At 57.2% G+C, this 10,615-nt stretch carries 8 protein-coding genes; 1 reads left to right on the forward strand and 7 read right to left on the reverse strand.

The window, feature by feature from the left end; genetic code table 11:
* Positions 1-28: 28 nt before the first annotated feature.
* Positions 29-1,678: a malate dehydrogenase (quinone) gene (gene mqo / locus IB212_RS15310; protein ID WP_028013892.1), complete on the reverse strand. Its 1,650-nt coding sequence runs from the start codon at positions 1,676-1,678 to the stop codon at positions 29-31.
* Between the two features lie 188 nt (positions 1,679-1,866).
* On the opposite strand from mqo, the gene IB212_RS15315 reads away from it, so the two are divergent.
* On the forward strand, positions 1,867-3,156 hold the full coding sequence (locus IB212_RS15315) for a SulP family inorganic anion transporter (RefSeq protein WP_188245692.1): 1,290 nt from the start codon (positions 1,867-1,869) through the stop codon (positions 3,154-3,156).
* Here the strand turns inward: IB212_RS15315 and mgtE are convergent.
* The 6 genes from mgtE to IB212_RS15345 form a co-directional block, all read right to left on the reverse strand.
* Positions 3,119-4,555, reverse strand: a complete 1,437-nt coding sequence (mgtE, locus tag IB212_RS15320; RefSeq protein WP_028013894.1) for a magnesium transporter — start codon at positions 4,553-4,555, stop codon at positions 3,119-3,121. The two genes, IB212_RS15315 and mgtE, sit on opposite strands and share 38 nt — an antisense overlap.
* Positions 4,556-4,702: 147 nt before the next feature.
* Positions 4,703-6,346 carry a multidrug ABC transporter permease/ATP-binding protein gene (locus IB212_RS15325; RefSeq protein ID WP_041911987.1) on the reverse strand — a complete coding sequence of 548 codons (1,644 nt, stop codon included), beginning with the start codon at positions 6,344-6,346 and terminating at the stop codon, positions 4,703-4,705.
* 69 nt (positions 6,347-6,415) lie between these two features.
* Positions 6,416-7,072, reverse strand: coding sequence for a DNA oxidative demethylase AlkB (alkB, locus tag IB212_RS15330; RefSeq protein ID WP_041908975.1), 657 nt, complete (start codon positions 7,070-7,072; stop codon positions 6,416-6,418).
* Complete coding sequence (ada, locus tag IB212_RS15335) at positions 7,072-8,130, reverse strand: bifunctional DNA-binding transcriptional regulator/O6-methylguanine-DNA methyltransferase Ada (RefSeq protein ID WP_041908973.1); 1,059 nt, start codon at positions 8,128-8,130, stop codon at positions 7,072-7,074. Before ada ends, alkB begins: the two co-directional genes overlap by 1 nt.
* 72 nt (positions 8,131-8,202) lie before the next feature.
* Positions 8,203-9,258 carry an FAD:protein FMN transferase ApbE gene (apbE, locus tag IB212_RS15340; protein WP_041908971.1) on the reverse strand — a complete coding sequence of 352 codons (1,056 nt, stop codon included), beginning with the start codon at positions 9,256-9,258 and terminating at the stop codon, positions 8,203-8,205.
* 114 nt (positions 9,259-9,372) lie between these two features.
* The gene (locus tag IB212_RS15345) at positions 9,373-10,488 is read right to left on the reverse strand and encodes a porin OmpC (protein WP_041908969.1); all 1,116 of its coding nucleotides are present in this window, start codon (positions 10,486-10,488) and stop codon (positions 9,373-9,375) included.
* Between the last annotated feature and the right edge of the window lie 127 nt (positions 10,489-10,615).

Below are 10,615 nucleotides of genomic sequence, written 5' to 3' on the forward strand. Positions count from 1 at the left end.
TAACAGATGTTACCGTTTTGCTTTTACCTTACAGCGCGATATCCGCAACCGGCTTGTTTTCCGGCTGAGGCTTCAGCTCCGCCTTCGGCGCAGCATCCGCAGCCTGCGGCTTCACGTACTGTAGCTGCAGCACGCGACTGGTGTACTCCAGCTCTTGTTCCGTCGCATCCACGTTACCGTTCAGCTTCGTGCCGTAGGATGGAATAATGGTTTTCAGCTTCGCCTGCCATTCCGGGCTGGCAACTTTGTCTTTAAACACTTTTTCCATCAGGTGCAGCATGATTGGCGCAGCGGTAGATGCACCTGGTGACGCACCCAGCAGCGCGGCAATCGTGCCATCCTTATCGCTCACCACTTCGGTCCCCAGACGCAGCACGCCGCCCTCTTTCGGATCGCGCTTGATGATCTGCACGCGCTGACCCGCCTGCCACAGACGCCAGTCTTCTTTCTTCGCCTGCGGATAGTACTCTTTCAGCGCCTCGAAGCGTTCTTCATCAGAAAGCATCACCTGGCTAATCAGGTATTTCACCAGGTCGAAATTATCCAGGCCCACGTCCATCATCGGTTTGACGTTAGAGGTGGTGGTCGCGCTCAGCAGATCCCAGAGGGAGCCGTTTTTCAGGAACTTGGTTGAGAAGGTCGCGAACGGTCCGAACAGCACCACGCGTTTACCGTCAAGCATACGGGTATCGATATGCGGAACGGACATCGGTGGCGCACCGACGGAAGCCTGACCGTACACTTTTGCCAGGTGACGGTTCACCACTTCCGGGTTCTCGGACACCAGGAACTGGCCGCCGACCGGGAAGCCCGCGTAGTCGTCAGCTTCAGGAATACCGGACTCCTGCAGCAGCTTCAGCGCCGCGCCGCCCGCACCGATGAAGACAAATTTCGCCTTAATGACGTGCTCGGCTTCATTGTTTTTCAGATCGGCAACCGTCACGCTCCAGCTGTTGTCCGCATTGCGCTTAAAGCCGCGCACTTCGGTGCTGAGCTGCAAATTGAAGTTATCTTTCTTCTTCAGGGACGCCACCAGTTGACGGGTAATTTCGCCGTAGTTCACGTCGGTGCCAATTTCGGTACGGGTCGCCGCCACTTTCTGGTTCGGGTCACGGCCTTCCATGACCAGCGGCGCCCACTCTTTAATCTGCGCGTGGTCTTCGGAGTATTTCATCCCGCGGAACAGGGTGCTCTGCTGCAGCGCAGCGTAGCGCGCGCGCAGGAAATTCACGTTTTGCTCGCCCCACACAAAGCTCATGTGCGGCACGGTATTGATGAAGGAGTGCGGGTCGTGCATCACGCCGCTGTTGACCTGGTGGGACCAGAACTGACGCGAGATCTGGAACGCTTCGTTAATCTCTACCGCCTTCTCGATACTAATGGAACCGTCCTTTTTCTGCGGCGTATAGTTCAGTTCCATGAGTGCCGAATGGCCCGTACCAGCGTTATTCCAGCCGTTCGAACTCTCCTGCGCCACGCCATCGAGGCGCTCGACCATGGTCATGGACCAGTCCGGCTGCAGTTCTTGCAGATAGGTTCCCAGCGTGGCGCTCATGATACCGCCACCAATTAAAAGGACGTCCGTTTCCTGCTCTTTTGGTGCGTCTGCTTTCGCTGCCATTGAGACGGCGTTGAGCCCGACGGCCAGAGAAAAGAGCATGGCAGTCATTTTTTTCATAATTTATGCCTTAGTGTAAAAGTGCTTGATGCGTGGAAATTGCAGGTGAAAAAAGCTGCGTGGGCACGGTAACAACTTTTAAATATTGTTTAAAGGTTACGAAATTATTGTAATTGTGAAATTTAATGATGGATTGTTTGTAGGGGATTGCGGCGCGCAACTGGTATAAGGAGGAATTTATGGCTACTATGCTGCACTTTGTGATCGCGCGCACGGAAGCCTGCCCTAACCAGCGAACTGTTATGTCCTTACCTCATTCTGCCGTATCCCCTGAAGACAGTGTAGCCAGCGTGCTGCACTCCCCTAAACAACTGGCGCGTGAAACGCTGGCGGGCGTGATTACCGCTCTGGCGCTGATCCCCGAAGTGATCTCATTTTCCGTGGTGGCGGGCGTTGACCCGAAGGTCAGCCTGATCGCCTCCGTGGTGCTGTGTCTTGCTCTCTCCGTGCTGGGCGGTCGTCCGGCGATGGTCACGGCTGCGGCCGGTTCCGTAGCGCTGGTGATTGGCCCGATGGTGCATCAGCACGGGGTACAGTACATTCTTCCCGCCGTGCTGATGGCTGGCGTGATCCAGATTCTGTTTGGCGTGCTGGGCATGGCAAGGCTGATGCGCTTTATTCCCCAGTCGGTGATGACCGGATTTGTTAACGCCCTTGGCATTTTGATTTTCTTCGCTCAGGTGCCGCATTTCTGGAGCCGAAGCCCGCTGATTGTGGGCCTGTTCGTGCTGACGCTGCTGATTGTGCTGTGGGTGCCGCGCTATATTAAAAGCGTCCCTTCCCCGCTGATTGCGATTGTGCTGTTAACCCTTTTCACCGTCACCACCGGTCAGATCCTGCCGACTGTCGGTGATGAAGGCTCAATGACTGGCGGTCTGCCTGGATTTACCGAGCTGCTGGTGCCGCTTAATTTACAGACGCTGAACATTATCTGGCCGTGCGCGTTGAGTATTGCCTTCGTCGGTCTGCTGGAGTCCCTGCTGACGGCAAAACTGGTGGATGAACTGACGGTTACGCCCTCCAGCAAGCGTCGCGAGAGCATCGGGCTGGGCGTGGGGAATATCATGGCCGGGCTCTACGGTGGCATTGCGGGCTGCGCGATGATCGGACAAACCATCGTTAACGTGGAGATGGGGAAAGGACGAAGCCGCATTTCAACCATTGCGGCGGGCATCGTGCTGCTGCTCCTGGTAACGGCGCTCAGCGAAGTGATGGCCAAAATCCCGATGGCGGTGCTGGCGGGGATTATGGCGATTGTTGCCTTCAAAACCTTCAGCTGGCACAGCCTTCAGCCCGCCACGATAAAAAAAGCCCCGATTGCCGAAACGGTGGTGATGCTGGTGACGGTAGCCGCCACGGTATCAACCGGCAATCTGGCGGTTGGCGTGCTGGGCGGGATTATCGTCATGGCACTGATCCCCGCCCGCATTAAGCGTCGGGTTAAAGCAGAAAAATCGTTGCCAGCCCAAGAAAAATAAAGAAACCGCCGGTATCGGTGATGGCGGTGATCATCACGCTCGACCCCACCGCGGGGTCGCGCCCCAGTTTGGTCATCGTCAGCGGGATAATGACGCCCATCATCGATGCCACCAGCAAATTCAGCACCATCGCCAGCATCATCACGCCGCCTAAGGCCATATCGTCATACAGCCACCACGTGATGCCGCCCATAATGCCGCCCCATACCAGGCCGTTAATCAGCGCCACGCCCATTTCCCTGAAGATCAGAAAGGCGAAGTTACCGGGCTGAATATTTTCCAGCGCCAGCGCGCGGACGATCATGGTGATGGTCTGGTTTCCGGTGTTGCCGCCAATTCCGGCCACAATCGGCATCAGCGAGGCCAGCGCCACCAGCTGCGAGATGGTGTGTTCAAAGCCGTCAATCACACGGGAGGCGATGAAGGCGGTACACAGGTTAATAGCCAGCCAGGCCCAGCGGGTTTTCACCGCCTTACCGACGGAGGCGTGGACGTCATCTTCGGCGCTGATCCCGCCTAGCGCGCGCAGGTCGTTATCGGTCTCTTCATAAACCACGTCAACGATTTCATCGATGGTCAGACGGCCCATCAGCTTGCCAACGGAGTCTACGACCGCCGCACTCACAAGGTCATCACGTTCAAAGGTACGCGCCGCTTTTTCCGCATCGTCTTCCGGGGAGAAGACCATCGGCTCGTTTTCCATCACCTCGCTCACCCGCTGCTGGGCGCTGTTGAGCAGGATGGTTTTCAGCTCCAGCTCGCCAAGCAGGGTTTTATCCCGCGAGGTGACAAACAGCTTATCGGTGTTGTCCGGCATTTTGCCCAGGCGGCGCAGGTAGCGCTGCACGGTACCGAGCGTGACGTCCGGACGTACCGTGATAACGCCGAACTCCATGATCGCGCCGACGCTGTTTTTCTCGTAGTGCATCACCTGACGCACGCGCGCACGTTCATCGGCAGGCAGAGAGGCCAGCAGGCGGCCGGTCAGGTTACGCGGCAGATGCTGTACAAGGTAAATCTGCTCGTCGATATCCAGGGTTTGCAGGGCGTCGAGGATATCCCGATCGCTCATCTCGTCGATCAGGTCATCCCAGACGTTTTCGGAGGCTTCAAGCAGAACCTGGCCGCGCTCGTGATCCTGTACCAGGCGCCAGAGGGCGTGACGCTCTTCCGAAGGGAGCGCTTCCAGGGTATCCGCCAGATCCGGCGGCGGTAAATGAGCAACCAGCGCACCTACCTCAGCAATATCGTCGGCTAAGGTGCCGACATCATATTGCTCAGCCAGGGTCAGTTTGCCTAATAGCGTAGACGTGACCGCTTTATCGGTCGTGAGAAGCCAGATGAGTCGCGCACGTTCCTGGTCACGCTGCCTGGCGCTGTTTTTCTTTAATACCGACATCAATCATAAATCCATTAAATGAGTTGAGACTAAGCATAGCGCGAGGATATGTAAATAAGAATAAACAGCGAGGCGGGATGGAGAAAAAAGCGGCATTACGGCCACGATTATCCCCTCTCCCCGTGGGAGAGGGTTAGAGTGAGGGCATCAGGCCGTGCGCGCCACCGCGTCACGCGACGCCGCATCGCGCTCGTCGCCGGTCAGCTCGCTCAGCCTGCCGTCGCGCATCTCCAGCAGACGGTCGGCGTGAATGAAGTAATGATCGTCGTGGCTGATGGCGAAAATGGTCTTGCCCATCTCCTGCATCAGCGGCAGCAGCACCTGATAAAACTCGCGGCGGAAGTGCGGGTCCTGATCCGCCGCCCATTCATCCAGCAGGATGATGTCACGCTCTTCCGCCAGCGCCAGCAGCAGCGCCACGCGCTTCTTCTGACCCTTAGAGAGCTTGAGGTTCAGGATTTTGCCGTCCTGGAGCTCCAGCTTGTGCGACATCTGCAGCTGCGCAAGCCATTTCTCAACCAGCGCCGGATTGGCCTGCTGCCCTTCCGGCCCCAGCAGCTGGTCAAACAGCCAGACATCGGTGAATACCGCTGAGAAAAGCTTGCGGTAATCCTCAGGTTTCTCCGCGCTCAGCGCCTTACCGTCCAGCAGGATCTCGCCCGACTGCGGCTGGTAAAGTCCGGTGAGCAACATCGCCAGCGTGGATTTTCCGCTACCGTTGCCGCCGATGAGGAACAGCAGTTCGCCGCGGTGAATCGTCAGGTTGACCGGTCCCACGGAGAAGGCGTTGTCCTGATAGCGGAACGTCACGTCGCGCAGCTCGAGGGTCTGCCAGTTCGGGAAGGCCTGCGGGCGCGGGAATTCAGCCTTAAATGGCGCCAGATCGAACTTCTTAAGCTTGTTAAACGCCACCTGCGCGCTCAGCAAGGTGGGCAATGCGCCGACGGCCGAGAGCAGCGGCGTACGCAGGAACAGCAGGGTCAGCGAGTAGGTCGCCGCCACGTTGGTGTCCGCCCAGCCCAGGCTGTTCGCCATCCAGAATACCAGGCCAATGGCGCCCAGCATCATAATGTTGGACCAGTTCACCGCGCTCAGGTGGAAGGTATCGGCGCGAATAATGTGGTGCCGGTATTCGCGCGCGTCCGGGATATAGAGGTTATTGAAGATATGCTCGGCACGCTCGCGGTTGAGGGTCAGCTCTTTGCGCCCTTCCAGTACCGTCTGGTAATCGTTATAGAGCTTATCTTCCGTTTCGCGCAGGACCGCCATGTGTTTATAGACGCGCGACACCAGCACGAAACCGCCCCAGATGGTGATGGCAATCCATACCGCGGTCACCGCCAGCATTTTGGTCGAAAGCCAGGCGAGATAGGCCGCCGAGCCAAAGGTAAGGATGATCCCCTGCACCAGCTCCGGCAGGCGGACAAACGCGATGGTAATCGCGCGCACGTCGCTGGTCAGCCCCGCCAGCAGGGAGGCGCTGCCGAGCTGCTCCACGCGCTCAACCTGCGTGTCGAGGATCCGCTTGATGAACTCGCTGCGCAGGCGGAAAACGAAATGGTGGCCGAGCGCGGTCAGCGCCAGCTGAGAGCCGAGCGTAACCGCCATCAACAGCAGCAGCAGGCCGAGAAACTCCGGCAGAACCGAGAGTGAGGTATCGACCATTTCGATCAGCCGCACGTTTATAAACGCGATCAGGCCAATACCCAGCGCCGCGCTGGCAAGGCTTAAGGCCATTACGGCAATGAAGGGCCAGCGGTACTGACGCCAGACAAGAAGAAGTAGTTGCATGCAGGCAATCCGGACAATAAAAATCAGCCAGCAGTGTAAACTGCCCTGAGCGGACATCAAGAATAATTCTTATTTTTGTTTGTTCAATCCCGCCTGACGGAAAGTCAGATTATAGCGGTACTCGCCAGTGAGGGGATGAACCCCGGGCTTCAGGGGCTGAATGCCGTGATAGTACAGCCGTGACTCCCTGCCCCACACCACCACGTCGCCGTGCTCCAGCATAATGCGCCTGAGCGGATCGTTGCGGCGCAATCCGCCAAACTGGAAGACGGCGGGCAGACCCAACGATACCGAGACGATGGGCGCGCGCAGATCGGGCTCATCTTTGTCCTGATGCAGCGAGAGCTTCGCACCGATGGCGTAGCGGTTAATCAGGCAGGCATCCGGCCGGAAGTCAGGGTAATCTGCTGCAACGGCAGCCTCGTGACAAAGCGCCTGAAACACCGCAGGCATGGGAGGCCACGGCCGGCCGGTCGTGGGATCGTTCGGGGCATACACATACCCCCGTTCGTTCGTCGCCCACCCCAGTTCGCCGCAGTTGGCCATGGCCACCGACATGGTGTAGCCGCCCGGCGTCACCATATGGCGAAACGGTGAAACCGCCGTGACCTCTTCAATACCGGCAAGCAATGCCGCCGCACGGGAGAGTGCAAAGCGGCGCAGGATCACTGCCCCGGGCGCAAGCGGCTCCTGCCACGGTTCAGCATCCGCAAAAAGATCGAGCATTATCCCTCCCGGCGTTTCGCCTCACGTTTCAGTAATAGCGCTTTTCGCGCCGCCCCCCAGCGATAGCCCGACAACGCGCCGTCGTTGCGGACCACGCGGTGACAGGGGATCACAATCGCCAGCCTGTTTGCCGCACAGGCACCGGCGACGGCACGCACCGCGTTGGGCTGACCAATTGCCTTCGCCACCTGCTGATAGCTGGCCGTTTCCCCGCAGGGGATGTCACGAAGGGCCTGCCAGACCCGCTGCTGGAACGCGGTGCCGCGTATATCCAGCGGCAGCGCCAGCGGCACCGCGTGGTTATCAATACTGGCAATGACCTGGCTGATACGCTGGGCAAAGGCATCTTCCTGCGGGGCATGCTCCGCGTTTGGAAACAGCGTCGCAAATTCTTCTGCCAGTTTGGTATCGTTGTCGCCCAGCAGTATCGCGCAAATTCCCCGCTCGCTTTCCGCAACCAGGCAGCGTCCCAGCGAACAGTCGCCGATGGCGTAACGCACCGCTACCTCGCCTTTGCGGTACTGCTTCGCCGTCATCCCCAGCGCATCGTTGGCTTTGCGGTAATAGCTGCTGCTGTCGGGAAACCCTGCCGCCAGCACGGCATCGGTAATTTTGTTTCCCTGCGCAAGCGCCGCGCGCAGACGCTGCCCCCGCGCCGCCTGCTGCCAGGCTTTTGGCGTCATCCCGGTGACGGACTTAAACAGCCGGTGGAAATGGAAAGGACTCATGGCGACCTGCTGCGCCAGGCCTTCAAGCGTCAGCGCGAGATCCTGCTCCAGAAGGCGACAGGCGTGCTCCACTTTCGCCAGCTTTTGCTGATTCGGATCGCGTTTGTCCGGCATGCAGCGCTTGCACGGGCGAAACCCTGCCTGAACGGCATGCTGGACATCGGGATAAAAGCAGACGTTTTTACGCAGCGCGTGACGGGCGCGGCATGACGGGCGGCAGAAAATCCCCGTCGTCTGCACGGCAAAGACAAACCGATCGTCAGCGCGCGGATCGCGAGCCAGAACGGCCTGCCAGCGATCCTCATCATTCATATAGGTTGGATTTTTCATCATCAGCTCCTCTTACAAGCATACCTTTAGCGTGCCCGAGTGCCAGTGATAAAAAACCCGCAACCTTGCTTTTTAATTTTTGTCGCTCACCAGGAAGCTGTTGAACTGCGGCGAGCTCCAGGTTTTGAACCCGTCGTCCTCTTTAGTGATCATATAAACCGCCAGCCCTTCCTGACGAACCACCTCTTTGGCTTTTTCCGGGCCGAGAACCATTAATCCGGTATCCCAGGCGTCGGCTTCCAGCGCAGTGGGGGCAATCACGGTCACCGAGACCAGGTTATGCGTGATGGGACGTCCTGTCAGCGGATCGATCACGTGCGAAATACGCTTCCCGTCGAGCTCGTAATAGTTACGGTAGCTCCCGGAAGTGCTGATGCCGTGCCCGTTAATATCGACAATGGCCTGTACGGCGTTTTGGCGATCGGTCGGTTTTTGAATCGCCACGCGCCACGGTTTACCGCTGGCGTTCATGCCCCGGCTGACTAACGCGCCCCCCACGGAGACCAGGTAGCGCGATATCCCTTCCTGCGTCATCAGCGCGGCAAGGTGATCCGCCGCGTAACCTTCACCTACCGTCGACAGATCGACAAACAGATCGGGGATGTCTTTCTGCAGATACTGCTGGCCGTACTGGTTGATCACCGTCAGATGCTTTAGCCCTGTCCGGGCGCGGGCATCATCAATGGCCGCCTGATCGGGTGTGGTATCCGGCTGTTTGTTCGGGCCAAATCCCCAGAGATTGACCAGAGGCCCGACGGTGACATCCATCGCGCCGTTGGTTTTATATCCCACGCGCATTGATTCGGTGACGATATCGGCCATCGCTTCGCTCACCGGCCACAGGGAGGTACTGGTGGAAAGATTGAAGCGCATCAGCGCCGAGTCATTTTTATAGGTTGAGAGCAGCTGGTCGTCGGCGTCCAGCTGAGACTGGATTTTACCGCGAAGTTCATCAGCGCGCGTTTTATCCAGGCCCATCACGCTGACGCGCCAGAAGGTGCCCATCGTTTTGCCTTCGAGCACCGTCGCGGCGGGTGCATCGGTTTTCGCCACGGGCGCGGAATCGTCACACGCGGTCAGGAAAAAAAGCATAGCCAGAAAGCTGGCGCGTAAAAAAGTCATGTCCATTCATTATTATCCTCATGCCAGGGCGGCAAGAGTACACCAAAACGGTTGCATTGTGAGGCCAAAAAAAAACACAAAAAAGGGGCCTTCAGGCCCCTTAGTCACACGATGACGCGATTAGAACTGGTAAACCAGACCCAGCGCGACGATATCATCAGTGCCGATACCGGCCTGACGGGTGAACTCATTTTCATCAACCAGGTTGATTTTGTAATCCACGTAGGTGGACATGTTTTTGTTGAAGTAGTAAGTCGCACCCACATCAACATATTTCAGCAGATCCTGATCGCCGTATCCTTCGATGTCTTTACCTTTGGACTGCAGGTAAGCCACGGATGGACGCAGGCCGAAGTCGAACTGGTACTGAGCAACCACTTCGAAGTTCTGCGCTTTGTTAGCAAAACCGTAAATGTCGCTGCTGCTCTGAGAGTTGCCGAAACGCGTTGCGTTGTAGGTCTGTGAGTATTGTGCCGCCAGGTAGATATTGTTGGCGTCGTATTTCAGACCACCAGAATACACTTCAGCGCGATCGCCTTCGCCTTTCAGCGCCGGGTTAGCGGTGTTGTTCTGGTCAGCGGTACGTTTGGAAGAAGACATTGCACCACCGATGCTGAAGCCTTCACCCAGGTTATAGGTCAGGGACGCGCCGTAGCCGTCGCCGTTCTGTTTCAGGGTGCTACGACCAGTGTCGTTTTCGCCGCTTACGCTACCGTTTTTACCCTGATACTGCAGCGCAAAGTTCAGGCCATCCACCAGACCAAAGAAGTCCTGGTTACGATAGGTCGCCACGCCGTTAGCACGAGACTGCAGGAAGTTGTCTGAGCCGTAGGTATCGCCGCCAAATTCTGGCAGAACGTCAGTCCAGGAAGTTACGTCGTAGATCACGCCGTAGTTACGACCGTAATCGAAAGAGCCCGCTTCAGCGAATTTCAGACCAGCAAACGCCACACGTGTCCAGGACTGGTTATCGCTTTCAGTCGTGTTGCCCTGGATCTGGTATTCCCACTGGCCGTAACCGGTCAGTTGATCGTTAACCTGAGTTTCGCCTTTGAAGCCAAGACGCATGTAGGTCTGGTCGCCGTCAGCACTCTTGTCGTCAGAGAAATAGTGCAGACCATCAACTTTGCCGTACAGATCTAATTTGTTGCCATCTTTATTATAAATTTCGGCCGCATTTGCTGCGCCTGCTACCAGCAGTGCTGGTACCAGGAGGGACAGTACTTTAACTTTCATTTTATTAACCCTCTGTTATATGCCTTATAATTGCCACTGCTTACTGGTTAACCCTCATTAACCAGTCGGCAAATTCATTCTCCGCAAAATTACAGAATAATCCAATGCGAATATGATACGAAAACTT

It is taken from the genome of Enterobacter sp. E12 (genome assembly GCF_014596715.2).
Lineage (GTDB): Bacteria > Pseudomonadota > Gammaproteobacteria > Enterobacterales > Enterobacteriaceae > Enterobacter > Enterobacter bugandensis.

Coding starts and splice junctions, on each gene's coding strand:
- mqo (WP_028013892.1), bottom strand. CDS start 1,678: ATGAAAAAAATGACTGCCATGCTCTTTTCTCTGGCCGTCGGGCTCAAC.
- IB212_RS15345 (WP_041908969.1), bottom strand. CDS start 10,488: ATGAAAGTTAAAGTACTGTCCCTCCTGGTACCAGCACTGCTGGTAGCA.
- ada (WP_041908973.1), bottom strand. CDS start 8,130: ATGAAAAATCCAACCTATATGAATGATGAGGATCGCTGGCAGGCCGTT.
- IB212_RS15315 (WP_188245692.1), top strand. CDS start 1,867: ATGCTGCACTTTGTGATCGCGCGCACGGAAGCCTGCCCTAACCAGCGA.
- alkB (WP_041908975.1), bottom strand. CDS start 7,072: ATGCTCGATCTTTTTGCGGATGCTGAACCGTGGCAGGAGCCGCTTGCG.
- IB212_RS15325 (WP_041911987.1), bottom strand. CDS start 6,346: ATGCAACTACTTCTTCTTGTCTGGCGTCAGTACCGCTGGCCCTTCATT.
- mgtE (WP_028013894.1), bottom strand. CDS start 4,555: ATGTCGGTATTAAAGAAAAACAGCGCCAGGCAGCGTGACCAGGAACGT.
- apbE (WP_041908971.1), bottom strand. CDS start 9,258: ATGGACATGACTTTTTTACGCGCCAGCTTTCTGGCTATGCTTTTTTTC.